The organism is Cellulosimicrobium sp. ES-005, assembly GCF_040448685.1.
Classification (GTDB): Bacteria; Actinomycetota; Actinomycetes; order Actinomycetales; family Cellulomonadaceae; genus Cellulosimicrobium; species Cellulosimicrobium cellulans_G.
In genome coordinates, this window is the sequence record NZ_CP159290.1 from 3010219 (window position 1) to 3034424 (window position 24206).

Sequence of the window (24206 nt, forward strand, 5' to 3'; positions counted from 1 at the left end):
GCGCCGGCCCGGTCACGGGTGGTCGAGCGGCGGCGAGCTCAGGCAGAACGGGTGGCCGTCCGGGTCCGCCGTGGTCAGCCGACCTGCTCGCGCAGCCACGCGACGTCGGTCGGGACGTCGGCGTGCGTCTCGCAGACGACCGACGTTCCGGCCGCCCGGACGACGCCGAGCAGGGCCTCGGGGTCGATCGTGCCCGCCGTGAGGCCGGCGTGGCGGTCGGCGCCCGACCCGGCGGTGTCGCGGCTGTTGTTGAGGTGCACGAGGTCGACGCGGCCGGTGATCGCGCGCACGTCGTCGACCGCCGTCGTGAGGTCGATGCCGCCCGCCCACGCGTGGCACGTGTCGAGGCAGAACCCGACGTTCTCGGCGCCGTCGGCCTGCTGCACGGCAGCCCACAGTCCCTCGATCCGGTCGAGGCGGCGGGCCATCGAGAAGTCGCCCCCGGCGGTGTTCTCGATGTACACGGTGACGTCCGTCTGGAGCGCGTCGATCGCCTTGCGCCAGTTGTCGAACCCCTTCTCCGGGTCCTCCTTCGCGGTGACGTGCCCGCCGTGGACCACGACGCCCGTGGCGCCGACCGCCGCGGCGCCGTCGACGATCTGCTGGAGCAGCTTGCGGCTGGGGATGCGGATGCGGTTGTTGGGGCTCGCGACGTTGATGACGTACGGCGCGTGCACGACGAGCTCGAGGTCCGCCGCCGCGGCCGCGGCCTTCAGCGCCTCCGCGCCGCCGGGAAAGGTGAACTCCGGTCCCTTCCAGGACTGGGGGTCGCCGAGGAAGATCTGGACGACGTCCGCGCCGATGCTCGCTGCCTGCGCGATGACGTCCGACTGGTCGAGGTGGGCTCCGATCCGCATGGGGACCAACCTACGCGGAGCCGCCCACGGGCGCGGAGCGGGCCGGGAGACGGTCGGCCCGGCACCGTCGAGCAGAAAATCCATCAGTTTGATTTATACTCGCTCCCACGGCGCGAGCGCGTCGAGCGCCCGTGCGTCGGCACGTCGCGCGCACCCGACGAGGAGGACGAGTGGCCGAGCCGATCACCCTGCACGCGAGCGCGACGGAGGCGGGGCGACCCCTGACCCACTTCTGGAGCACGGTCGTCGGCGCCGGGCGCGCGAACGAGGGGCTGCGCGCCGACTGGCAACGCCACCTCGCGGCCGTGCGTGCGGAGTGCGGGTTCGAGTACGTGCGGTTCCACGGCCTCCTGCACGACGACATGTTCGTCTACACCGAGCGCGAGGACGGCACGCCCGTCCTCAACTTCCAGTACGTCGACGCGCTCTTCGACGCGCTGCTCGACGCCGGGGTGCGGCCGTTCGTCGAGCTCGGCTTCAGCCCTCGTGCGCTCGCCCGGGAGACGGAGACCGTGTTCTGGTGGGGCGCGCACGGCGCCCCGCCCGTCGACCTCGACCGGTGGTCGTTCCTCGTGCGCTCGCTCGTCGAGCACTGGGTCGCGCGCTACGGCCTCGCCGAGGTCCGCGAGTGGTACTTCGAGGTGTGGAACGAGGCCAACCTGCGCGGCTTCTTCCGCGGCACGCGCAGCGAGTACCTCGCCCTCTACGCGGCGTCGGCCCGGGCCGTGAAGGCCGTCGACGAGCGCCTGCGCGTGGGCGGCCCCGCGACGTCGAACTTCGTGCCCGACGCCCGCTTTGACGGGGAGGACGAGGACTTCCAGGTGCACGAGGCGACGCTCGGCGCCGACCTCGACGCCCTCGACTGGAAGCCCGTGTGGCTCGAGGCGTTCCTCGACTTCTGTGAGCGTGAACACCTGCCCGTCGACTTCGTCTCGACGCACCCGTACCCCACCGACTGGGCGCTCGACGAGCACGGCCAGGGCGCGCGCCTGACGCGCGAGGTCGACGCGACCCCCAAGGACCTCGCCCTCCTGCGCCGCCTCGTGGACGCGAGCGCGTTCCCCGACGCGGAGATCCACCTCACCGAGTGGAACTCGTCGTCCTCGCCCCGTGACTTCACGCACGACACCGTGCCCGCCGCCGTCTACGTCGTCCGGTCCGTGCTGCGCTCGATCGGGACCGTCGACTCCCTCGCGTACTGGACGTTCACCGACGTCTTCGAGGAGGGCGGCGCGGGCGACGAGATGTTCCACGGCGGGTTCGGCATGATCACGCTCCAGGGCGTGCCCAAGCCGACGTTCCACGCCTACCGCATGCTGCACGCGCTCGGCGGCACGCTCCTCGCGACGGCGGACGACGGCGTCGTGACGCGCGACGACGCGACCGGCCGCGTCACGGCGCTCGTGCACCACTACCCGGCCGAGGTCACGCGCTCGGTCCCCGCCTCGTTCGACGACCGCGCCGTCGCCGACGCGACGGAGGCGGCGGGCTCGCCTCGCGACGTCGCGCTCGTCGTCGAAGGCCTGGCGCCCGGCGCCGTCGTCGAGCTCGAGACGCTCGACCCCGAGCACGCCAACCCGGTCGCCGCGTGGCGCGCGATGGGCGCGCCGTCGTCGCCGACGCGCGAGCAGACCGCGCTCCTCGACGCCGCCGCCCGCGCGACGCGGCGCGAGTCCGTGGTCGTCCCCGCCGACGGCGTCCTGCGGGTCGAGCGCACGCTCGCGCCCTGGTCGCTCCTCCTCGCCCGACAGGTCGCGTGAGGGGCCGGACCATGCCCGCCGGTGGGAAGATGTGGCGGGGCGGGCGCCCGGCCCGGTCGTCGTCGACCGGGCGCGAGCAAGGAGGCAGGGCGTGACGATCGACCAGGCGGAGCCGCAGGCGGGCGCGCAGTCCGCGGTGCGCCGCGGCACCAACCTGCCGCGCATGGGCGACTTCAACGAGTCCGTCATCCTCGACGCGATCCGGCGCGCGCCGGAGGGGCTGAGCCGCGTCGAGCTCGCCGGAGCGACGGGCCTGTCGGCGCAGACCGTGTCGAACATCTGCCGCCGGCTCCTCGAGTCGGGCCTCGTCGCCGAGGCGGGCAAGAAGAGCGGCCGCGCGGGCAAGCCGCGCACGGTTCTCCAGATCGTGCCCGGCGGCCGGTACGCCCTCGGCGTCCACCTCGACCCGGCAGTGATCACGTACGTGGTGCTCGACCTCGCTGGGCGCGTCGTCCACAGCCTCCGGCGCCCCACGCCCGCGGTGGTCGACCAGGAGTCGACCATCGCCGCGATGGCCGAGACGATCGACGCCGTCATCGACGCGTCCGGCGCGGACCGGGACCGCATCCTCGGGCTCGGGATCGCCGTGCCGGGGCCGATCGACCTCGCGAGCGGGTCCGTCGTCGACCCGCCCCGCCTCGAGGGGTGGGGGCGCGTCCCGCTGCGCGACCGCCTCGCCGAGGCGACCGGGCTCCCCGTCCTCATGGACAAGGACGTCATCGCGGCCGCCGTCGCCGAGCGGTGGGCCGGTGCGGCGACGCACTCGGGCAACTTCCTCTTCTTCTACCTCGGCGCCGGGTCGGGCATGGGCGTGGTGGTCGACGACGTCGTGCTGCGCGGCGCGTCCGGCAACGCTGGCGAGGTCGGCGGCCTCGACGCGAACTGCACCACGCGCGCCCTGGTCAACGAGGCGGTCGCCGCCGGCGTGCTCGACGCCGTCCCCGGCCGCGGCCCGAGCGTCGAGGGGGAGCAGCTCGCCCGGCTCGTCGAGCTCGCGGCGGCGGGGGAGCGCGGCGCGCAGGTCATCATCGACCGCTGGGCGCGGCGCGTCGGCACGGGTGTCGCCGCGGCCGCGGCCCTCCTCGACTCCGAGCTCGTCGTGTTCGGCGGACCCAACTGGCCGCTGCTCTCGCGGCGGTTCTTCGCGACGGTCGAGCCGATGATCTCCAGCTCGCCGTTCGTCGACAAGATGCACGACATCCGCGTCGTCAGCACGCACCTCGGCGAGGACGTCGGTGCCGTCGGCGCCGCCTGCCTCGTGCTCGACCAGACCCTCTCGCCCCAGCCCCAGGCCCTCCTCCTCGGCTGAGGGCGAGGTCCGGCCGACCGGGGTCAGCGGTCCTTCGCGAGGTCCGTCGGGCGCCGGAGCGCGAGGTCTGCGGTCGCGGCGAGGGTGACGACGGCCCAGGTCCCGGCGAGGACCAGCCCCCACAGGACGGGCGTCGTCGGATCGAGATAGCGGGCGTGGAGCGCGACGGCGGCCAGCGTCGTCGCCGTCGCGGCGACGCCCGCGACGAGGAGGGTCTCGAGCGCGACGAGGACGAGCAGCGAGCGTGCGGACGTGCCCGAGAGCCGGTACACGGCGAGCTCGCTCGCGCGCAGCCGGTACGTGACGGCGGTGGTGACGGCGCCCAGGAGCCCCAGGAGCACGGGCAGGAAGCGGCTCGGCCGGTCGAGGAACGCCTGCACCGGGTCGCTCGTCGCCCGCAGCGCCTCGGTGCCGACCACGGCGTTGCCGCTCACGTGCAGCGAGGCGATCTGGGTCGCGGCGACGTCGTCGAGGGCCACGAGGGGGTCGAGCACGACGACGCAGCGCTCGACCTGGGCGTCGTCGGGCCGGAGGGGCACCGTCAGGGAACGGCCCGTCCCGACCCCCTCGCGCAGGGCCGGGGTCCGCGCGGAGTCGAGCGCCTCGTCGCCGACGAGCACGCGCTGGTCCGCGGGCCCGGTCCGGTCGAGCAGGCCCGCGCCGACGAGGGCGTCGACGTCGGCGAGCCCGGGGACGAGGGCGGTCGACGCACGCTGCACGGGGACGTCCGGCCCGACGGGCACGACGAGCGCGCTGCCGCCCGGGACGACCGCTCCCGCGGCCTCGACCCCCGGCGCTCCCGCGAGCGCCTCGCACGACGCGCGTGAGACGAGGGCGGGCTGGTCGGGGTTCGCCTGCATGTAGCTGACGACGCCGCGCCCGCGTTCGGCGAGATCGTCCAGCTCGTCCTGGAGCGACGCGGTCTCGAGCGCGACGAAGGCGGCGGTGCCCGACCCGAGCACGACGGCGAGCGCGACCGCGGGAAGCAGCCGTGCGGAGCGGCCGACGGTGTTGCGCAGGGCCTCGCGCGCGAGGTCGGCGACGCGCCAACCGTCACGCACGGACGACCGCCTCCCGCCGGAGCGGGACGGTCGCGTCGGCTGCGGCGACGAGCACCGGGTCGTGGGTCGCGATGACGATCGTCGCGTGCGACACGAGCCCGGCGAGGATCCGGGCGACGAGCTCGGTGTTGGCGGCGTCGAGGTTCGCCGACGGCTCGTCGGCGAGGATGAGCTCCTTGCCCGACGCGAGGGCGCGCGCGAGCGCGACCCGTTGGAGCTCGCCGCCGGACAGGCGCCGGGCCTGCTCGTCGGCCCGGTCCGCGAGCCCGACCTGGTCGAGCGCGGCGCGCGCGGTGTCCCGGGCCTCTCGTCCGGGGCGGCCCGCCGCGAGCGGCGCGACGAGGACGTTGTCGAGGACCGAGCGGCGCCCCAGCGCGTTGGACCCCTGGGGGACCCAGGCGACGACGCCGGGCGAGGGCGGTCGGGGCGCTCCGTCGATCCCGTGGAGCTCGATCCGCCCGGTCGCGAGCGGCTGGTACCCCGCGACGGCGGCGAGGAGCGACGACTTGCCGCTGCCGGACGGCCCGACGAGCGCGGTGACGCGCGCGGGCTCGAACGTCGCGGTCAGCCCGGCGAACACCGGGACGGGCCCGAACGCGATGGCGGCGTCGATCACGTCCACGCGCACGCCGCTACCCGCACCCTGACGTACCGGTGGCCTGCGTCGCGTCGCGCAGCACGCGGGAGCCGACGAGGTCGGCGTCGACGAGCACCGTCGCGAGCTCGTTCCCGGGTTCCGCGACCTCGAGCCGGCGGGGCTGCGCCGCGGCCGTGGAGCCGTCGCTCAGCAGGACGCACGTCGTGCCGTCGTGGTCCACGCGCACGGCCGTCGAGGGGACGGCACCGCGCTCCGCCGGGTCCTGGAGCGCGAGGATCGCGCCCCGGTAGCGCACCGTCGACGTCGACTCGTCCGCGATCCGCTCGAGCGTGCCCGCGGCCGCGGCCTCCTCGAGCGCCGCCACGACGCCGTCCAGCTCGGCGCCCTGGGGCGCCGCGCTCGACATCGGTACCTCGACCTCGCCCAGGCGCAGCACGACCGGCTCCCGAGCGAGCCGGCCGAGACCGCCGCCCTCGGCGATCGGGGCCACGGTCAGCGCCTCCACGGGCTGCGAGCCCTCCAGCACCGCGTCGCCCGCCTCGACCCGGTCCCCCAGGCCGACGAGCGGACCGGTGACCGCCGGCACGGCGTCGTCGACCCGCACGACGTACGAGAGGCGGAACTCCCCGTCCCGGGGAACCCCGAGGCGCTCCTGGAGCGCCCGGACCGCCTCGCGCGTCGCCGGGCCGAACCGGTCGTCGACGCCGACCGCGTCCAGGTACCCGAGCGACACGAGGTAGTCCCCGAGCGCGCGCACGTCCGCACCACGGTCACCCGGGCGCAGGTCGCGCCACAGCGGGTCGCCGCGGTACGCGAGCACGTCGACGCCGTCGACGGCGAACAGCGCCTGCCCGGCCACGACGGGACCCGCCTCGGTGAGCGCGGTGACGACTCCCCCCGCGGGAGCGCGGACCTCGGGAGCCACGGCACGCACCGTCGCGACCTCGACCGCGGTCCGTCCGTCGTCGGAACGGGCGCCGACCTCGACGACCGTCGGCGCCGGCACCGCGACGCTCCGCTCCTCCGCGGCGTCGACGAGCGGGAACGCCACGGCGACCGCGACCACGGGCACGGCCCACAGCGCCACCAACGGCGCCAAGCGCACCCAGCCACGGGACCGGTCGCTCCTCACAGGGCGTCGTACTCCGCGACGCACGCCGCCTCGTCCAGCCCGGCACCGGTCACGGCGCGCTGCGCCTCCGCGAGCGTCGACGGGACGCCCAGCCCACGCTCCTGCAGGCAGTACCTCAGGGCGTCCAGCAGCGACGTCTCCTCCTGGTTCGAGGTCTGCCAGACGACGTCGACGAACCTGAGGTCACGGTCGTAGCAGGTCTTCTCGACGCCGGAGTCGACCGCCTCGGCCGGGATCCCGCCCTGCCACACCACCCCGACGAGCTCGACGTCCCGCAGCTCGTAACCCTCAGCGCGCAGACACGCCCGAAACCGCTCGAACCCTGCCATGTACTCGTCCTGGGTCACCTCACCGTCCGACAGCGCCTCGCGCTGCTCCGGACCAGCAAGAGAGAGGTCCTCGTCGTCGTTGATCGCGTCGAACTGCGGGACGTCGTCGGAGCCGGTGCCGCCGCAACCGGCCAGCAACAGCGTCCCCACGAGGACTCCGACGAAGGCCCCCGCACGACGGGAGGGGCGCACCATCACACCGCGGCGGGCACCGAGGCCCGCGTCGTTCCGGGACGAGTCACTGCTTCCCCTCAACGTTCGTCGTCGAACATCGGACAGTGGGGCTCAAGGTAGGGGCTCGCACCATATTGCACAACCCCGCAAAACAAAACGTCGAGCTCTCCCGCGGGCGCGACGCAGCGGCCAGAGCCCCGCGCTCGACGTGCGCCGGGCAGTCCGACGGGACCCGGCCTGCGGGCACCGGGTCCCGTCGTCGCGTCAGGCGCGGTGGGCGCTGCCGTCGGTGGCGCGCAGGAGCGCCCAGCGGTCGTGCTCGAGCGGGGCGCCGACGGGGTACTTCCGCGCCGCGGCCTCGTCGAAGTCGACGCCGAGGCCGGGGGCCTCGGGGGCGAGCAGGTGGCCGTCGGTCGGCACGGGGGCGCCGGGGAACACCTCGAGCGTCGCGTCGCGGAAGGTCGCGGCCTCCTGGACGCCGAACGCGGGGGAGGAGATGTTGAGCGCCATGTTGGCCGCCATCCCGACGGGCGTGACGTCGCCCGGCCCGTGCGGCGCGGTGCGCACGCCGAACATCTCGCACACGGCGACGAGCTTCCGCGTGGGCGTGAGCCCGCCGAGCGTGGGGATGCGGAGGCGCGCGAAGTCGATCGACCGGCCCGCGACCAGTGGGAGGTAGGCGCGGGGGTCGTGGTAGAGCTCGCCGACCGCGAGCGGGGTAGTGCCGGCGGCGCGCAGCTCGGGGAAGTGGGCGGCGTCCTCCGGCGCGAGCGCGTCCTCGAGGAAGAACAGGTGGGCCTCCTCGACGGCGCGCACGAACTGCCGCGCCTCGGCGGGGGTCATGCGCTCGTGGGCGTCGTGGAGCAGCTCGACGTCGGGGCCGACGCGGTCGCGCACGTCGGCGAGGATGCCGGGCACGTGGCGCAGGTAGGCGAGCGTGTCCCAGCGGTCGGTGCGGGCCCGACGGCGCGCGGCCTCGGCCTCGTCCCGGGGTGCGGTGCCGTAGGTGTCGCGGCCGGGGACGGCGACCTGGACGCGCACGTGCCGGTAGCCGCGCTCGACGGCGGCGAGGACCTTCTCGGCGACCTCGGCGGCGTCGGCACCGTCGACGTGCGTGTACGCGTCGGCGTAGGCGCGGGCCTTCCCGCCGAGGAGCTGGTGGACGGGGAGGCCGGCGACCTTGCCCTTGAGGTCCCAGAGCGCGACGTCGACCGCTGCGAGGGCGTTGTGCTCGATGGAGCCGCCGCGCCAGTAGCCGCTGTTGAGCAGCAGGCGGTGGAGGTCCTCGATGTCCGAGGGGTCGCGACCCACGAGCATCGGGCCGAGGTACTCGTCGATCACGGTGCGCGTCGCGAGGGGGCGCTGCGGGTCGCTGCCGTCGCCGAGCCCGTAGAGGCCGGGCTGGTCGGTCTCGACCCGCACCACGACGTACGGGCAGCCCTGCGGGCCCGTGAGGAACGTGCGCACCGCGGTGATCCGCAGGCCCTCGTCCCCGGAGCCCGAGCGCTCGGGCGTCCATGGCGCAGGGGCGAGGACCTCCCGGGCGACCTCGCGGACGGCCTCGGATCCCACCTCGAGGAGGTCGGCTCCGGTGCCGTCCGTGCCGGGCTGCTGCGCTGCTGTCATCGGTGACCTCGTTCCGCGGGTTCGGGAGTGCGCGGGACGGTCCGCGCGTCGGTGGACGGGGCCGGGAACAACGGGGTGTCCGGTCGCCGTCGTTGACACTGTACATCGAATTGATTTATGTTTCCGGAACCGCGACGCTGCCCCGGCGTCGCCCGTGGACCGAGAGGCTTCCCGTGAACCGACACCGACGTCGTCCGTTCCCCGCCCGCATCACCGCGACCATCGCCACCTCCGCCCTGCTCGCCGGCGCGCTCGCCGCGTGCAGCGGGCCGGCCGGTGGCGGCGGCAACGGCGGCGGCTCCGGCGAGGGCGACCCTGACAGCCTGACCATGTGGACCTTCAAGCAGTCCCACGTCGAGCCCCTCCAGAACGCCGCGAAGACGTTCGAGGAAGAGACCGGGATCTCGGTCGACGTGCAGGCGTACACCCCCGACGACGCGTTCATCACCAAGGTGCAGGCGGCCGCGCAGACGGGCGACCTGCCCGACGTCATGGAGGTCCACACGCACGGCGACGACTTCACGTTCGGGGGCGCCGGGCTGCTCGAGGACCTGTCCGACGACGTCGACGACGACTGGAGCTCGCGCTTCCTGCCCGCCGTCGCGGAGGACGGGACCGTCACCCCGGCGTACTACGAGCAGTCGCTCGCCGAGGGGTCCAAGACCGCCGGGATCGAGGAGGGTCAGCGGTTCTCCGTGCCCTTCACGATCGGGACGTTCGGCATCGTCTACGCCAACAAGGAGCGCCTCGAGGCGGCGGGGGTCACCGAGGCCCCCAAGACCTGGGAGGAGTTCGTCGCGGCGCTCGACGCCGTCAAGCAGACGAACCCCGACGACGGCGGCGTGAGCATCGGCTTCCAGTCCTCCACGACGGGCCTCGAGTGGCTCATGCAGCCCATGGCGTACGGCCAGCTCGGCAAGGACGACTTCGGCGCCCTGTTCGGCCAGGACCCGGCGAAGAACTTCGCGTCGCCCAACGGCGTCAAGGTCCTCGAGACGTACAACCAGATCCAGCCGTACTGGATGCCGGGCACGCAGTCGCTGACCATCGACGACGCCGACATCGCGTTCGCGCAGGGCAAGTCGACGTTCGACATCGGCGGCACGTTCACCCTCGCCTTCCTCGCCCAGAACGGCATGGACGCGGAGAACATCGTCACGTTCCCCGTCCCGGCCCCCGAGGGCGGCGCGATCGACGACCTGCAGCTCGCCCCGTTCGGCCTCACGGGCCTGTCGGTCTCCGCGACCACGGGCAACAAGGACGGCGCGCTCCAGTGGATCAAGTACCTGTCCGAGCAGGACGTGGCGGCCACGTTCGCGAAGGACGCCCTCGACGTCCCGCCGGTCGACCTCGGCGACGACCCGTCCTCGACGGTCGGCCCGGTCCTCGGCGCGATGATCGGCGCGTTCGGCGAGGGCGAGAACGCCTACAACCCCGGTGACACGTCGTACCGCCCCGCGGCGTACGACGCGGCCCAGGTGGGCGACGCCGTCATGGAGCTGACACCGCTCGCGACGCAGGACGTCGCAGCCGTCTCGACGACCGTGGCGACGCTCATCGACACGTTCTGGTCGCAGTCGAAGTGACCACCCCCGCGACGATCGCCGCCGACGCTCCCGCCCACGGGAGCGTCGGCGGCGGCCGGCGCCGCGGCCGGCAGAAGATGCGCTACCGCGGCAAGGAGGTGGCGTGGGGCTACGTCTTCATCGCTCCCGCGCTCCTGCTGTTCCTCGTCATGGGCGTGTACACGCTCTTCTTCGGCGCCCAGCTCTCGTTCGTGCGCTGGAACGGCCTCACGCCCACGTGGGAGTGGGTCGGGCTGAAGAACTACGCCGACCTGCTGTGGGCGAGCCCGATCTACGCCCCGGTCGTGCACCGCGCCGCGCTCAACACGCTCGTCGTGATGATCGCCGTGCCGATCCTCATCCTCGCGGTCGCGTTCCCGCTCGCGATCGTGCTCAACCAGGCGCGCCGGTTCGCCGGCGTCCTGCGCTCCGTCTACTTCGTCCCGTACGTCACGGCGGGCATCGCGGTCTACATGGCCTGGCAGTACGTGCTGGAGCCCAACGGCGCGATCAACCTCCTGCTGCGCGCGCTCGGCCTGGGCAGCCTCGCGCAGCCGCAGGGCTGGCTCGGCAACCCGTCCACGGCGCTGCCGACGCTCATCGTCATCATGGTCTGGTCCGGGGTCCCGGTCGCGATGCTCCTCTACCTGACGGGCCTCCAGTCGATCGACTCGTCCGTCCTCGAGGCGGCCCAGCTCGACGGCGCCGGGTGGTGGCGCACCAACTTCTCCGTGGTGCTGCCGCTCCTCAAGGGCACGACCGCCGTCATCATGCTGCTCAACGTGCGCGACGCGCTCCAGGGCTTCCAGATCTTCCTCATCATGACGAACGGCGGCCCGGCCGGTCGTACGAACGTGCTCGGCCTCGAGACGTACGACCTCGCGTTCCAGCAGCAGCTCGCCCCGACCCTCGGCCTCGCGAGCGCGCTCGGCTGGCTCCTGTTCTTCGCCGCGCTCGCCGTCGCGATCGTCAACCAGCGCGTCACGAGGGAGAAGTGATGACCACCGTCGCCGACCGCACGCAGCTTCCCGACGTGCCCGCCCTCACCCCGCGCCGTCGCGGCACCCCCGCCAAGGTGGTCGTCGCGCGCGTCGTGGTGGGCGTGCTCCTCGTCGGGTACGCCGTCGTGAGCCTGTACCCGTTCCTGTGGATGGTCTCGGCCGCGTTCAAGACGCAGCAGGAGATCGTCATGGGCGGGGGCAACCTCATCCCCGCCGAGCCGACGCTGTCGACCCTGGTCGACACGTGGAGCCGGCTGCACTTCTTCGACTACTTCCTCAACAGCGTCAAGGTGACGGGCCTGACGACGCTCGGCGTCGTCGTCGTGTACTCGGCCGCGTCGTACGCGTTCGCGGTGCTGCGCTTCCCCGGGCGGCAGGCGTTCTTCCGCCTGTTCCTCGTGCTGCTGTTCGTGCCGGGCGTCGTGACGCTCCTGCCGATCGTGCTGCTCGAGAACCAGCTCGGGATCCTCGGCACGCACCTCGGCCTCATCCTGCCGTTCGTCAACGGCACCGCGCCCCTGTCGATCCTGCTCCTCACCAACGCGTTCCAGTCCGTGCCCGGGGAGCTGCGGGACGCCGCGCGGGTCGACGGCGCGGGCGAGCTGCGCATCTTCGCGCGCGTCTACGTGCCGCTCGCGCGGCCCGCGATCATCACGATCGCGCTGCTCACCGCGATCCCGACGTGGAACGAGTACCTGCTGTCGCGGGTGTCGCTCAACGACCCGTCGACCTTCACGCTCCCCATCGCGCTGCAGCAGCTCCAGTCGTCGAACGTCGTCCAGTACAACCAGCTCATGGCGGGCGCGCTGATCGTCGTGATCCCGGTGATCATCCTCTTCCTCGCGACGCAGCGGTACTTCGTCAACGGCCTGGTGGGTGCCGTGAAGGGGTGACCCCGGGGGCCCCGGCCCCGACCGCGCAGCACGCACCACCGCACAGATCGGAACCACGCCATGAACTCCACCACGTCCACCGACGCGCCCGCCGGGCCCGCCCTCCTGCCCGGGGCGACGCTCCTCGTCACGGGGGCCGCCGGGGTCATCGGGCGGGTCGCCGTCCCGCGTCTCGCCGCCGCGGGGTACCGCGTCGTCGCGACCGACCGCGCGCCGTTCGACGCGCCGGCCGCCGTCGCGAGCCTCGTCGGCGACACGCGCGACGCGGCCTTCGTCGACTCCGTGCTCCGTGCGGGGCAGGACCAGGACGCGCCCGCGGTCGACGGCGTCGTGCACCTCGCGGCGATCGCGTCGCCGGGCCAGGCGCCCGACGACGAGACGGTCGCCCAGAACGTGCAGGGCGCGTTCTGCGTGCTCGACGGCGCGGGCCGGGCGGGCGTGCGCGTCGCCGTGGCGGCGTCGTCGTTCTCGGCGTACGGCTACCCGTGGGCGGGCCGCCACCTCTCGCCCGCCTACGTCCCGGTCGACGAGGCGCAGGAGTCGGTCGCGGTGGACGCGTACGCGCTGTCGAAGCTGCTGTCCGAGCAGGTGGGGGAGTACGTCACGCGGCGCTACGGCCTGCCGACGACCATGCTGCGCATGCCGTTCGTGGGGTCGGGCGACCGGCTGCGCGAGTGGGTCGACCTCGCCCACCGCGACCCCGGAGCGATCCGGCAGGAGCTGTGGACGTGGCTCGACACGCGCGACGCGGTGGACGTGGTGCGCGCGATCCTCGAGTCGGGCGTCACGGGCCACCACGTGGTCAACGTCGCCGCGCCCGACACGACGAGCGACGTCCCCACGGCCGAGCTCCTCGAACGCTTCCACCCGGGCTCCCGCGTGACGCGGCCCCTCGACGGGTTCGCGTCCGTCATCGACACGACCGCGGTGCGCGAGCTGTTCGGGTTCGTCCCGCGCCACGACTGGCGCACGGGCGACGCGCTCGACCCCGCGACCGAGGCGCCGGCCGAGGGGGTGAGCGCCTGACCCCCTGAGCACGCACGCGTCAGTCAGTCCGAGGACAAGGGTGTTGAGGATGAGCATGCATGCTGGAGCAGGACGGGTCGTCGCCACCGGCGCGGCCCTCGTCATGGCGGTGACGGGGCTCGTGGCCCCGGCCACCGCGAGCCCGGTGGTCGACGTCGACCGCTACCCGGTCGGGGTGGGCGCCGACCTGTCGACGACCCCGCGCACGCACGGGATCGCGGTCGCGACCGCGCCGACGACCGGTGCGCAGGAGACGGGCGAGGAAGGCGGTCGCGCGTTCTGGCGCACCGACGCCGCGGCCGGTGCCGAGCGGATCGCGCTCGACGTCGCGGACGCGTACGTCGGGCGCCTCGCCGATGTGCCCGGGTACCTCGTGGTGGACCACCGCACGGGCGAGCAGGTGGTCGCGACCGCGGTCGACGGCTCGGTGCTCGGTGCGGGCGCGCCGGAGGCGGACGCCGACGGCGACGGCTGGACGTCGACCGTCGTCGCGCTCCCCGCCGGGGCGCTGGAACCGGGGACGCAGGCCGGCGGAGACCCCGAGGTGTCGCTCGCCGCGGCCGACGGCGAGCTCTCCGTCGCGTCCGTGCGCGTCGTCGCGCAGGGCGCGAGCGTGGACCTCGGTCCGACCGTCGCCGAGCGCGGCATCGCGGTGCGCGCGGGCGACGCGACGGCGGGACTCGTCACGGGGACCGCGGACGGGCGCGGGTACTGGCAGACCGGCCGGGCGCAGGGCACGAACTTCGTCTACGCGAACGTCTCGGACGCGTACGCGCTCGACACGCGCGACCGCGTGCTCGTCGACGCGACCGTGCAGCAGGGCGGCGGCGACATGTTCCTCCAGTACGACTCGCCGGGCGACACGATCCCGCACATGTTCAAGCCGTCGCCGCGCCTCGCGCTCGGCACCGACGGCACGTGGGTCTCGCGCTCGTGGCTGCTCGACGACGCGATCCTCACCAACCGCTCCAACGGCTCCGACTTCCGGCTCTCCGTCGAGGGGTCGCCGCAGGACGTGCGGATCGACTCGCTCGCGGTGACCGTCGTCCCGCGCGAGGTGGACCCCGCGATCGCGCTGCGGCGCCTCGTCGAGCGCGCCGACGTCACGTACGCCGCCGCGCGCGAGGGCGAGCGCGACGGCCAGTACCCGGCGGGCTCGCGCGCCGGGCTGCGCGCCGCGATCGACGCGGCCGACGCCGTCGCGCAGGACCCGGACGCGAACGGCGAGGAGGTGGACGCCGCGACGACGGCCCTGGAGGACGCGCTCGAGGACTTCCTCGGGTCGCAGGTCACGACCGACCTCGCGCGCGGCAAGCCCGTGACCGTGAGCTCGGGCGGCCCCGCGGCGGCGGCGACGGACGGCGACCGCGGCACCGCGTGGACCTCCGCGCGCGACGGCGACACCGAGTGGGTCCAGGTCGACCTGGGCGCCGTCACCGAGATCGACGAGGTGCTGGTGCGCTGGACGCCGGACTACGCGCACGTCTACCGCGTGGAGGTGTCGACGGACGGCACGACCTACGACGAGGTCGCGAGCGCCGGCGCGATCGACGCGACGGGGGTGCGCACCCGGTTCGAGCCCGTCGAGGCACGGTACGTGCGCCTCGCGCTCGACGAGCGGGCGACGCAGCGCGCGACGTTCGCGCTGACGGACCTCGAGGTGCGCCGGGCCCCGGCCGTCCCGGTCGAGCCCCGCCTCGTCGAGACCGTGTTCCCGACGGAGGACGTCGTGGTCGCGGACCAGGTGGTCACGGACTTCGGCGCCGACCCGACGGGCGAGGGAGACTCGACCGCGGCGATCCAGGCGGCGCTGTACGCGTGCCAGGACGCGACGGGCGGCACGGTGTGGCTCCCCGCGGGCACGTACCGCGTGACGGGGACGCTGGAGGTTCTCCCGCACTGCACGCTGCGCGGCGACCACCCCGACCGCGCGATCTCGCCCGACGCCGACCCGCTCGACGGGACGGTCGTCGTCGCGGACCTGCCGTCGGGTGACGACGGCCCGAGCCTGTTCCGCGTGGGCGGGAACGCGGGCGTCGTCGGCGTCACGACGTACTACCCCGGCCAGGACGCGGCGGACCCGGTGCCCTACGGCTTCACGGTCGAACTCCCGGGCCGCGCGTGGCAGGGCGAGCAGAACTACATGATGAGCAGCGTCGAGCACGTGACGATGCTCAACTCGTACCGCGGCATCGGGATCTCCACGATGGCGCACGACCGCGGCGAGGGCGGGCCGGGCTCGCAGGTGCACGAGATCGCGAACGTGCGCGACGTCGTCGGGACCGCGCTGTTCGAGGGCGTCGTCGCCTACAACGGCGCCGACGTGGGCACGTGGCAGGACGTCACGTTCGACAACGGGGTGTGGGCCGGCGCGGGCGCCGCGTACGACGCCCCGGAGCGCGCGGTCCTCGACGCGTGGACGCGCGAGCACGGCACGGGCCTGGTGCTCGGCGACCTGGAGTGGGACGAGTTCTCCGGCGTCTCGGTCGCGGACTACGCGGTCGGCATCCGCATCGTCAAGGGTCAGCGCGCGAGCTTCACCGGCTCGTTCCTCGACACCGAGGTGCGCCGCACGGACGTCGCCGTCCAGGTCGAGGTCTCGGACGACCGCTGGGGCACCGCCTTCGCGGGCGGCACCCTGGAGGGCTCCGAGGCGGCGGTCCGCAACACGTCGGGCGGCTACGTCAAGCTCACGGGCACCGACGTGACCGGCGCCCTGGAGGGGACGGTCCACGTCCTCGACGGTCCGGACGGCGGCGTGCCCGCACGGCCGGAGCCGGTCCTCGCGCCGCGTCCCGCCGAGCGCCTGGTCGACGTGACGAAGGCGCCGTACGACGTCCCCCGCACGCCCGGGCAGCTCTCCGACGTCGACGCGACGGCCGCGATCCAGGCGGCGCTCGACGACACCGCGGCCGCGGGCGGCGGCGTCGTGTACCTGCCCGCGGGCTGGTACACCGTGCGCGGGCACCTCACGGTCCCCGCGGGCGTGGAGCTGCGCGGCTCGGCGGGCGTCGCGAACCGCGACTCGCTCGAGCTGAGCGGCGGCACCGTGCTCCTCGCGTACGAGGGCGGCGTGGCGCCGGCGGCGCCGGGCGAGCCCGACCCGTCGGTCGGCGCGACGGCGTTCGTCACCCTCGCGGGCGAGGACGCGGGCCTGCGCGGGCTGCGCGTCTTCCACCCCGAGAACAACCCGGCCGGCCCGGACGGCGTCCGGTCCTACCCGTTCGCCGTGCGCGGCGACGCGCCGGGGACCTACGTGGTGAACGTCGGCCTGACGAACACGTGGAACGCGATCGATCTCACCGCCGCGGCGGACGGGTTCCTCGTGCGGCGCGCCGTCGGGCTCTTCCTCTCCGAGGGCGTGCACGTCGGCGCCAACGCGGGCGGCACGGTCGAGAACGTGCTGTCGAACGGCAACGTCATCACGCGCCTCGCGTACGGGCTGCCGGGCTGGGTCGAGGGGGCCGACCTGTTCGGCCAGGTCATCGACCCCGTCGCGCGCGAGCGCGAGGTCCTCGTGCGGGCGACCGGGTCGCAGGACCTCACGGTGCTCAACACGTTCGCGTACGGCACGCACGACGGCATCGTCGCGAGCGACGGCGCCACCGTGCGGGCGTTCAACCTCGGGACCGACAACCTCGGTCCGGGCGGGCACACGGTCGACGCGGACGCGTCGAGCACGGTGAGCGTCGTCAACCTCATGCGGTTCAACGGCACCACGAGCCGCGGACCGGTGACGATCGTCAACCCCCTCGCCATCCACATGGCGACGTCGGCGCTGGACGTCGCGGCGGACGCCGCGGAGGGCGCCGCCGGGACCGTGCGCGTCGAGGCCAACGAGGCGGAGCCGGGCCGGTACGAGACCGGGAGCGCGGTGGCGGTGGTCGCCGAGCCCGCCGACGGGTCGGCGTTCGCCGGCTGGCGCGACGCCTCCGGCGCCGTGGTCTCCCACGACGCGCGGTACGCGTTCGCGCTCGCGGCCGACACGTCGCTCACGGCCGTGTTCGTCGTCGCGCCGACGACCGGCGTCGAGGTCGAGGCGACCGGGCGGTGCCTCGCGGGCCGCGCGTACGTCGCGGTCCGCGCCCGCAACGGGGGCGAGGACGCCGTGACGGTGCGCCTCGCGACGCCGTTCGGGGAGCGCACGGTCGACGACGTCGCCCCGGGGAAGAGCGCCTACCAGTCGTTCGCGACACGGGCGACGGCGGTCGAGGCGGGCACGGCGCAGGTCACCGTCACCGCGGACGGCGGCGACGTCGTCCTCACGGCGCCGTACGACGCCGTGCGCTGCGGCTGACGTACCCGGCCGCGCACCCGCGCGGCCGGCACGACGGCGGGGCCCGGGGCGACCCGGGCCCCGCCGCCACACGGACGGGCCCGCAGGAGGCCCGCAAGAGAGGACACGAGACATGACGGCAGCGGGCGACGAACCCGGGACGATCCACGGGGCGGACCCCGGCGAGGTCCGGCGCCGCGCCGGGTGGCTCGGCCAGGTCGCGCGCGTCGAGCAGCTCGTCGACGCCGACGGCCCGGCCCGCGGTGCGCGCCGCGTGCGCGTCGTGACGGGCGGCGGGCTGGAGCTCGACGTGCTGCCCGACCGCGCGCTCGACCTCGGCCAGGTCACGGTGCACGGCGTCCCGCTCGCGTGGATGGCCCCCGCGGGGCTCGCCGCGCCCGGGCTCTACCAGGGCGACGACTTCGGCACGACGTTCGGCGGCGGGCTGCTCGTCACGTGCGGCCTCGACCACGTCGGCTCCCCGGTGTCCGACGGCGGCCGGCGGTTCCCGCAGCACGGTCGCCTCACCGCGGCCCCGGCGAGCGTGGAGCGCGCGGCGGTCGTCGGGGACGAGGTCGTGGTCGAGGGCGTCGTCCGGCAGGCGTCGCTCCATGAGGAGCACCTCGTGCTCCGGCGCCGGGTCCGCGCGGGCCTCGGGACGACGTCGGTCACCGTCGAGGACACCGTGACCAACGAGGGGTGGCGCCCCGAGCCGCACCTCGTGCTCTACCACGCGAACCTCGGGTGGCCGCTCGTCGCCGAGTCCGCGGAGCTCGACGTCTCGTCGCAGCACGTCGAGCCCGACGGTCCGGACGCCGTCGGCGACCCCTGGCGCGAGATCACCGCGCCCGCCGAGGGGTACCGCCAGCGCGTGCACCGGCACGACCTCGCGCCCGGGACCGGGCGCGCCATCGTGACGAACCGCGACCTGGGGCTGCGCCTGACCGTCTCGTTCCCGACCGCGACCCTGCCCGTGCTGTACCAGTGGAAGATGTTCGCCCCCGGGCAGAACGTCCTCGGGATCGAGCCCATGAACGCGCCCGCGATCGGCGGGCGCGTCGCCGCGCGCGAGGCGGGCGTCCTGCCCGTCCTCGCGCCGGGCGAGTCCGTCTCCTACGCCGTGCGGTTCGACGTCGAGCGCGTCTGACCGCTGTCCCGTCCCGCACCGCCCCACCCCGGACCCGTCCACCGAGCCCGTCCGCCCGCGCCCCGCGCGAGACCGCCCAGGAGGCCGTCGCATGACCGACCGCACGTCCCCGCCCACCGCCCTCGTCGTCCGCGGCGGCTGGTCCGGGCACCGGCCCGAGGAGACGACCGACCTGTTCGTCCCCTTCCTCAGCGCGCAGGGGTACGTCGTGCGCGTCGAACCGTCGCCCGCCGTGTACGCCGACGCGCGCACCATGGCGCAGGTCGACCTCGTCGTGCAGAGCGTGACCATGAGCGAGATCAGCCCCGAGCAGGTCGCCGGGCTCGTCGCCGCCGTCGAGGCGGGCACGGGGCTCGCGGGCTGGCACGGCGGGATCGTCGACTCCTACCGCGCGAGCAGCGAGTACGCGCACCTCGTCGGCGGGCAGTTCGCCCACCACCCGCGCCGCACCGCCGGGCCGGGCACGCCGCTCGGGCCGCTGCGCGGCGACGAGACGGACAACTTCGTCACGCACAGCGTGCGCGTCGTCCCGGAGCAGTCCCACCACCCCGTCGTCGCGGGGCTCGACGACTTCGAGATCACCACCGAGCAGTACTGGGTCCTCACCGACGACTACGACGACGTCCTCGCGACGACGACCGTCGAGGCCCGGCCCGAGGACCCCTGGCACGACCCGTCGACCTCGCCCGCCGTCTGGACGCGACGGTGGGGCGCTGGCCGCGTGTTCGTCTGCACCGTCGGGCACCGGCCCGAGGACCTCGAGCACCCGACCGTCCGTACGATGGTCGAGCGCGGGATGCTCTGGGCGAGCCGGCAGGAGCACGCGCTGTGACCGCCGAGGCGCGGACGCTCGAGCTCTCCGCCGGCGCGACCGGTCGCCCCGCGGGCGTCGGGATCGTCGGCTGCGGCGCGATCAGCGGCCAGTACCTCGAGACGCTGCCCCGGCTCGGCGGTCTGCGTCTCGTCGCCGTCGCCGACCTCGACCCCGTGCGGGCGACGGTCGTCGCGGCGGAGCACGGCGTGCGGGCCCTCGCCGTGGACGCGCTCGTGCGCGACCCCGAGGTCGACGTCGTCCTCAACCTCACCACCCCCGCCGCGCACGACGAGGTGGCGCTCGCGGCGGTCGCCGCGGGCAAGGACGTGTTCGGCGAGAAGCCACTCGCCGCCGACCGGGCCGCCGCCGCGCGGATCCTCGCCGCCGCGGACGCCGCGGGCGTGCGCGTCGGGTGCGCGCCCGACACCGTGCTCGGCACGGGGATCCAGACCGCACGCCGCGCCATCGACGACGGCCTGCTCGGCACGCCGGTCGCGGCGACGGCGACGATGGTCACCGCGGGCCACGAGCGCTGGCACCCGCACCCCGACTTCTACTACCTCCCGGGCGGCGGACCCCTGCTCGACATGGGCCCGTACTACGTCACCGCGCTCGTGCACCTGCTCGGTCCGGTGACCTCCGTGGTCGGTGCGTCGAGCCGGGCGCGCGCCACGCGCACGATCGGCTCGGGTCCGCGCGCGGGGGAGGAGATCCCGGTCGAGGTGGACACGCACGTCACGGGCGTCCTCACGCACGCGTCGGGCGCTCTGTCGACCCTCGTCATGAGCTTCGACGCACCCGCGAGCCAGGCGCCCCCGATCGAGGTCCACGGCACGCTCGCCTCGCTCCAGGCGCCGGACCCGAACGGGTTCGACGGCGTCGTCCGGCTCCGGGGCGTCACCGAGGGCGCTGCCGACGCGTGGCGCGCGCTCCCCGTGAGCGCCGGGTTCCCCGACGCCGGACGGGGGTACGGCCTCGCGGACCTCGTCGCCACGCCCGACGGCGTCGAGCCGCGCGCGAGCGGCCGGCTCGCCCTGCACGTGCTCGACGTCATGGAGTCGCTGCTCGACGCCGCGCGCACGGGTGCGCGCGTGGAGGTCGGCGCTGCCGCCGACCGCCCGCGCGCCGTCCCGCTCCCGACCGTCCCCGACGAGAGGGGGTGGCTCGCCGACGCTCTGCACGAGACGTGACCGACCGTGCTGGCGGCGACGACGACGTCGTACCGGCACCCCCAGAGAAACGGACGTGATCGCATGAGCTTCACCCGACGTTCCTTCCTCGGCCTGACGGCCGCCGCCGCGGCGACCGCCGCCGTCGGCTCCTCCGCCTCCGCCTCCGCCTCCGCCGCCGGCCCGGCCGCAGCCGCCCTCCCGGGCGCCGCCGTCGCGGTGAGCCCGCCCGGCGACGTCGTCGGCAAGATCACCGCCGGCTACCAGGGCTGGTTCGCGTGCCGGGGCGACGGCGCCCCGATCGACGCGTGGTGGCACTGGGCCCGCCAGGCCGACCAGGCGCCGTCGACCACCAACACCGTCATCAAGTCGTGGCCGGACGTCCGCGAGTACACGACGACGTACCAGACCGCGTTCCCCGCGCTCGGCGACGGCCGCCCCGCGCGCCTCTTCTCGTCGTACGACCAGCAGACGGTCGACACGCACCTGCGCTGGATGGCCGAGAACGGCATCCACACGGCCGCGCTCCAGCGCTTCAACCCGTTCGGCGGCGAGGGCCCGACGCGCGACGTCATGGCGAGCCGCACCCGCACCGCCGCGGAGCGCGCGGGCGTGAAGTTCTACGTCATGTACGACGTGAGCGACTGGTACGCGATGCGGAACCAGATCACGCAGGACTGGACGACGAAGATGTCCGCCCACGTCGCCTCGCCCGCGTACGCGCGGCAGAACGGCAAACCCGTGGTGGGCATCTGGGGCTTCGGGTTCGACGACGCCCAGCGTCCGTTCACGCCGCAGGAGTGCCAGGAGGTCGTCGACTGGTTCAAGGCGCAGGGGTGCTACGTCATGGGCGGCGTGCCGACGTGGTGGCGCGAGGGGACCGGAGACTCGCGCCCCGGGTTCGGGGGTGTGTACCGCTCGTTCGACATGATCTCGCCGTGGCTCGTCGGCCGGATCGGGACCGTCGCGGGCGCGGACGACTTCTACGCCCGGGCCACGGTCCCCGACCTCGCCGAGTGCACGCGCCTCGGCATCGACTACCAGCCGTGCGTCCTGCCCGGCGACCTCCAGGAGGGCCAGCGCGCGCACGGCGACTTCCTGTGGCGCCAGTTCTACAACCACGCGCGGGCGGGCGTCGCGAGCGCGTACGTCTCGATGTTCGACGAGTACAACGAGGGCAACCAGATCGCGAAGACGGCCGCGACGGCGGCGGACGTGCCCGCGGGCTCGGGCATGCGGGCCCTCGACGAGGACGGCACGGCGTGCTCCTCGGACTACTACCTGCGCCTCACGAACGACGGCGGCCGCCTGCTCCGCGGCGAGATCGCGCTGACGGCCGTGCGGCCCACACCGCCCGTGGTCGGCGGTGGGCCAGGGCCCGTGACCGGCCTCGTCACCCTGCGGGCGCGCGCGAACGCGCAGTACGTCCAGGCCCGCCAGACCGACGGCGGCACGCTCGTGGCGGCCGGACCGTCGGTCGGTTCGTGGGAACGGTTCCGGCTGGAGGAGCTGGGCGGCGGGGTCGTGGCGCTGCGCGCCGACGTCGACGGTCGCTACGTGTGCGCCGAGGACGCGGGCGCGCAGCCGCTCGTCGCGGATCGCGCCGCCGTGGGCGCGTGGGAACGGTTCCGGCTGGAGGACCTCGGCGGCGGGGCGGTCGCGCTGCGCGCCGAGGTGGTCAACGGCCGCTACGTGTGCGCCGAGGGCGGGGGTGCGCAGCCGCTCGTCGCGAACCGGACGGCCGTCGGGCCGTGGGAGACGTTCGACCTCGTCCGCCTCTGACGCGCCTCACCAGCCGGTGGCGCTGCGGCGGATGACGTCGCGCCGCAGGTCCAGCAGCGCCGCGCGGGCACGGCGGCGGCGGTCGGCCGGGTCCACGGTGAGCTCGTCGCCCGGGTTGGCGCGACGCTGCGGCTCCTCGCGGGGGCGCGGGTCCAGCGACATCCCGAGGTCGGTGGTCCGGCGCGCGGCGGTCCGGTGGTCCGTCGCACGATCGCCGGCGGACGCTCGCGTCGACGGAGCGTCGGCGCGGCCGGGGATCGACGGGGCGGAGAAGAGCGGGCGGTTGTCCGGCACGGGAGCCTCCTCGGGGACGGCCGCGAGGGCGGCCGCGGGTCGGGACGGATGCTGGTGCGCCGGGCTCGGGGCCCGGCGCACCTCCATCGTGCGACCGCGACGTTTCACCCGGTCGTCCGAGGCGTTTCGGCAGTGTTGCAGCAGGTCCGCGGTGCCATGAGAGGTCCCCGCCCCCGGCGTCGAGCACGACATGGGGGTCGTTATCCGGCGGATAGCGACCCCCATGTCGTGTTCGACAGCGGGTCAGGTCGTGCTCGTCAGGAGGGGCCGCGGCCTCCGCAGGAGGCGACCGTCTCGCCCTCGACGACGACCGACGCCTCCCAGTTCCACGCCGTCGGGAGCGCTGCGACCGTCGCCGCCGGGACGTGGACCGTGTACAGCCCTGCGCCGGCGGCCGTGGGCGGGACGACGTCCCACTCGCCGCTTCCGTCGGCGCGCTGCTCGACCCGGAACGGCGACCGGAACTCGCCCAGAGGGTCGCCCTGCCACGTCTCGAGGCGCAGGACGAGGGCGGCGTCCAACGGTCCGTCGGGCGTGGCGTCCGGGTCGAGGTCGACCGCGAACGACGCGTCGAGGCCCGTCTCGTCGCCGGCCTCGTCGGGGAGCGGGCTCGTCCGGGTCACGCCCCACCGGCTCTCGGTGCCCGGGGTCGACCAGCTGACGACCTGCACGTCGCCGACGGTCAGCGCGGACTCGTCCGACACCTCCGGGGTGCACCTCGCCGTCCACACGTCGCCGCCGGTGTACGAGGCCGGACCGAGGACGAAGACGGCGCTCCCCACCGAGAGGACGGTCGCCGCCGCGGTGACGGCGCGCGACGGCGTCGGGCCGCCCAGGCCGGTCCCCGGACCGAGGAACGGCACGGGCGGGCGGAGCCGCCGCAGCACGACCGTGCTGCACAGCGAGTCGGCGAACGTCCGGCGCTGCGCGTGCCACAGCGGTCGCAGGAAGCCGATGTACAGGATCGCGTCGAGGAGGTGGGCCAGGTGGCGCAGGACGGTGCGGATCAGCCCGGCGGGCCGGCCGGTCGTGTCGTGCACGACGACGATCCCCACCGTCCGCTTGCCGGGTGTCGCTCCGGTCCAGCCCTGGAGGGCGAAGAGCGCGGCCGAGGTGCCGAGAGCCCACCAGGTCCCGCCGGGGACGACGGTGCTCGTCGTCACGCCGACGCTGAATCCCGGGAGCCAGGCCACCTCGTAGGCGGGCCCGACCGCGAGGAACAGCACCGTCGCGACGATCGCCGTGTCGAGCAGCGACGCGACGACGCGGCGGGACCAGCTCGCGTACTCCTCGCGCGTCGGCTCCGAGCCGAGTCCCGGAAGGGCGGGCTCGAGGTCTCCGGCTCCGACGTCGTGCGTCGGCCCCCTGCCGGTCGGGGCGTCGATGGCCACGC

At 74.7% G+C, this 24206-nt stretch carries 19 protein-coding genes; 11 read left to right on the forward strand and 8 right to left on the reverse strand.

The window, feature by feature from the left end; all coding sequences use genetic code 11:
* Positions 1-74: 74 nt before the first annotated feature.
* The gene (locus ABRQ22_RS13265) at positions 75-857 is read right to left on the reverse strand and encodes a deoxyribonuclease IV (protein ID WP_353707056.1); all 783 of its coding nucleotides are present in this window, start codon (positions 855-857) and stop codon (positions 75-77) included.
* 170 nt (positions 858-1027) lie between these two features.
* Between ABRQ22_RS13265 and ABRQ22_RS13270 the strand changes: the two genes are divergently transcribed.
* Both ABRQ22_RS13270 and ABRQ22_RS13275 read left to right on the forward strand, forming a co-directional pair.
* Entirely contained in the window at positions 1028-2617 is a 1590-nt protein-coding gene (locus ABRQ22_RS13270) for a beta-xylosidase (RefSeq protein ID WP_353707057.1), read from the forward strand.
* Positions 2618-2780: 163 nt separating this feature from the next.
* A complete protein-coding gene (locus ABRQ22_RS13275) occupies positions 2781-3926 on the forward strand; it encodes an ROK family transcriptional regulator (protein ID WP_087472657.1) in 1146 nt (381 codons plus the stop codon).
* A 23-nt stretch (positions 3927-3949) separates the two neighbouring features.
* On the opposite strand, the gene ABRQ22_RS13280 is transcribed toward ABRQ22_RS13275, so the two are convergent.
* The 5 genes from ABRQ22_RS13280 to ABRQ22_RS13300 all read right to left on the reverse strand — a co-directional run bounded on the left by ABRQ22_RS13280 (position 3950) and on the right by ABRQ22_RS13300 (position 8846).
* Positions 3950-4987: a hypothetical protein gene (locus ABRQ22_RS13280; protein WP_353707058.1), complete on the reverse strand. Its 1038-nt coding sequence runs from the start codon at positions 4985-4987 to the stop codon at positions 3950-3952.
* Positions 4980-5609, reverse strand: coding sequence for an ATP-binding cassette domain-containing protein (locus tag ABRQ22_RS13285; RefSeq protein WP_353707059.1), 630 nt, complete (start codon positions 5607-5609; stop codon positions 4980-4982). Before ABRQ22_RS13285 ends, ABRQ22_RS13280 begins: the two co-directional genes overlap by 8 nt.
* Positions 5610-5619: 10 nt before the next feature.
* Complete coding sequence (locus ABRQ22_RS13290; protein ID WP_353707060.1) at positions 5620-6672, reverse strand: peptidoglycan-binding domain-containing protein; 1053 nt, start codon at positions 6670-6672, stop codon at positions 5620-5622.
* A gap of 41 nt (positions 6673-6713) precedes the next feature.
* Positions 6714-7196, reverse strand: coding sequence for a hypothetical protein (locus ABRQ22_RS13295; RefSeq protein ID WP_353707061.1), 483 nt, complete (start codon positions 7194-7196; stop codon positions 6714-6716).
* A 288-nt stretch (positions 7197-7484) separates the two neighbouring features.
* Positions 7485-8846 carry an enolase C-terminal domain-like protein gene (locus tag ABRQ22_RS13300; RefSeq protein WP_353707062.1) on the reverse strand — a complete coding sequence of 454 codons (1362 nt, stop codon included), beginning with the start codon at positions 8844-8846 and terminating at the stop codon, positions 7485-7487.
* Between the two features lie 173 nt (positions 8847-9019).
* Between ABRQ22_RS13300 and ABRQ22_RS13305 the strand changes: the two genes are divergently transcribed.
* The 9 genes from ABRQ22_RS13305 (at position 9020) to ABRQ22_RS13345 (ending at position 22519) form a co-directional block, all read left to right on the forward strand.
* The gene (locus tag ABRQ22_RS13305; protein WP_204538820.1) at positions 9020-10432 is read left to right on the forward strand and encodes an extracellular solute-binding protein; all 1413 of its coding nucleotides are present in this window, start codon (positions 9020-9022) and stop codon (positions 10430-10432) included.
* The gene (locus tag ABRQ22_RS13310) at positions 10429-11409 is read left to right on the forward strand and encodes a sugar ABC transporter permease (RefSeq protein WP_197088843.1); all 981 of its coding nucleotides are present in this window, start codon (positions 10429-10431) and stop codon (positions 11407-11409) included. The genes ABRQ22_RS13305 and ABRQ22_RS13310 overlap by 4 nt, the downstream gene beginning before the upstream one ends.
* Entirely contained in the window at positions 11409-12305 is an 897-nt protein-coding gene (locus ABRQ22_RS13315; protein WP_087470567.1) for a carbohydrate ABC transporter permease, read from the forward strand. Before ABRQ22_RS13310 ends, ABRQ22_RS13315 begins: the two co-directional genes overlap by 1 nt.
* A 60-nt stretch (positions 12306-12365) precedes the next feature.
* Entirely contained in the window at positions 12366-13331 is a 966-nt protein-coding gene (locus ABRQ22_RS13320; RefSeq protein WP_353707063.1) for an NAD(P)-dependent oxidoreductase, read from the forward strand.
* A 49-nt stretch (positions 13332-13380) separates the two neighbouring features.
* On the forward strand, positions 13381-17628 hold the full coding sequence (locus ABRQ22_RS13325) for a glycosyl hydrolase family 28-related protein (protein WP_353707064.1): 4248 nt from the start codon (positions 13381-13383) through the stop codon (positions 17626-17628).
* Positions 17629-17740: 112 nt separating this feature from the next.
* Positions 17741-18754, forward strand: a complete 1014-nt coding sequence (locus ABRQ22_RS13330; protein ID WP_353707065.1) for an aldose 1-epimerase family protein — start codon at positions 17741-17743, stop codon at positions 18752-18754.
* A gap of 91 nt (positions 18755-18845) precedes the next feature.
* Entirely contained in the window at positions 18846-19586 is a 741-nt protein-coding gene (locus ABRQ22_RS13335) for a ThuA domain-containing protein (protein ID WP_353707066.1), read from the forward strand.
* Positions 19583-20758 (forward strand): Gfo/Idh/MocA family oxidoreductase, encoded by a 1176-nt coding sequence (locus tag ABRQ22_RS13340; protein ID WP_353707067.1) that lies wholly within the window; start codon positions 19583-19585, stop codon positions 20756-20758. Before ABRQ22_RS13335 ends, ABRQ22_RS13340 begins: the two co-directional genes overlap by 4 nt.
* 63 nt (positions 20759-20821) lie before the next feature.
* On the forward strand, positions 20822-22519 hold the full coding sequence (locus ABRQ22_RS13345) for a hypothetical protein (protein ID WP_353707068.1): 1698 nt from the start codon (positions 20822-20824) through the stop codon (positions 22517-22519).
* A 6-nt stretch (positions 22520-22525) separates the two neighbouring features.
* Here the strand turns inward: ABRQ22_RS13345 and ABRQ22_RS13350 are convergent, their stop codons facing one another.
* Both ABRQ22_RS13350 and ABRQ22_RS13355 read right to left on the reverse strand, forming a co-directional pair.
* Positions 22526-22813 (reverse strand): hypothetical protein, encoded by a 288-nt coding sequence (locus tag ABRQ22_RS13350; RefSeq protein WP_353707069.1) that lies wholly within the window; start codon positions 22811-22813, stop codon positions 22526-22528.
* Positions 22814-23070: 257 nt separating this feature from the next.
* The gene (locus ABRQ22_RS13355) at positions 23071-24204 is read right to left on the reverse strand and encodes an RDD family protein (RefSeq protein ID WP_353707070.1); all 1134 of its coding nucleotides are present in this window, start codon (positions 24202-24204) and stop codon (positions 23071-23073) included.
* Between the last annotated feature and the right edge of the window lie 2 nt (positions 24205-24206).

Excerpts from the sequence above, each read along its gene's own strand:
- ABRQ22_RS13265 (WP_353707056.1), bottom strand. The coding sequence starts at position 857 with ATGCGGATCGGAGCCCACCTCGACCAGTCGGACGTCATCGCGCAGGCA.
- ABRQ22_RS13275 (WP_087472657.1), top strand. The coding sequence starts at position 2,781 with ATGGGCGACTTCAACGAGTCCGTCATCCTCGACGCGATCCGGCGCGCG.
- ABRQ22_RS13300 (WP_353707062.1), bottom strand. The coding sequence starts at position 8,846 with ATGACAGCAGCGCAGCAGCCCGGCACGGACGGCACCGGAGCCGACCTC.
- ABRQ22_RS13315 (WP_087470567.1), top strand. The coding sequence starts at position 11,409 with ATGACCACCGTCGCCGACCGCACGCAGCTTCCCGACGTGCCCGCCCTC.
- ABRQ22_RS13320 (WP_353707063.1), top strand. The coding sequence starts at position 12,366 with ATGAACTCCACCACGTCCACCGACGCGCCCGCCGGGCCCGCCCTCCTG.
- ABRQ22_RS13325 (WP_353707064.1), top strand. The coding sequence starts at position 13,381 with ATGAGCATGCATGCTGGAGCAGGACGGGTCGTCGCCACCGGCGCGGCC.
- ABRQ22_RS13330 (WP_353707065.1), top strand. The coding sequence starts at position 17,741 with ATGACGGCAGCGGGCGACGAACCCGGGACGATCCACGGGGCGGACCCC.
- ABRQ22_RS13335 (WP_353707066.1), top strand. The coding sequence starts at position 18,846 with ATGACCGACCGCACGTCCCCGCCCACCGCCCTCGTCGTCCGCGGCGGC.
- ABRQ22_RS13345 (WP_353707068.1), top strand. The coding sequence starts at position 20,822 with ATGAGCTTCACCCGACGTTCCTTCCTCGGCCTGACGGCCGCCGCCGCG.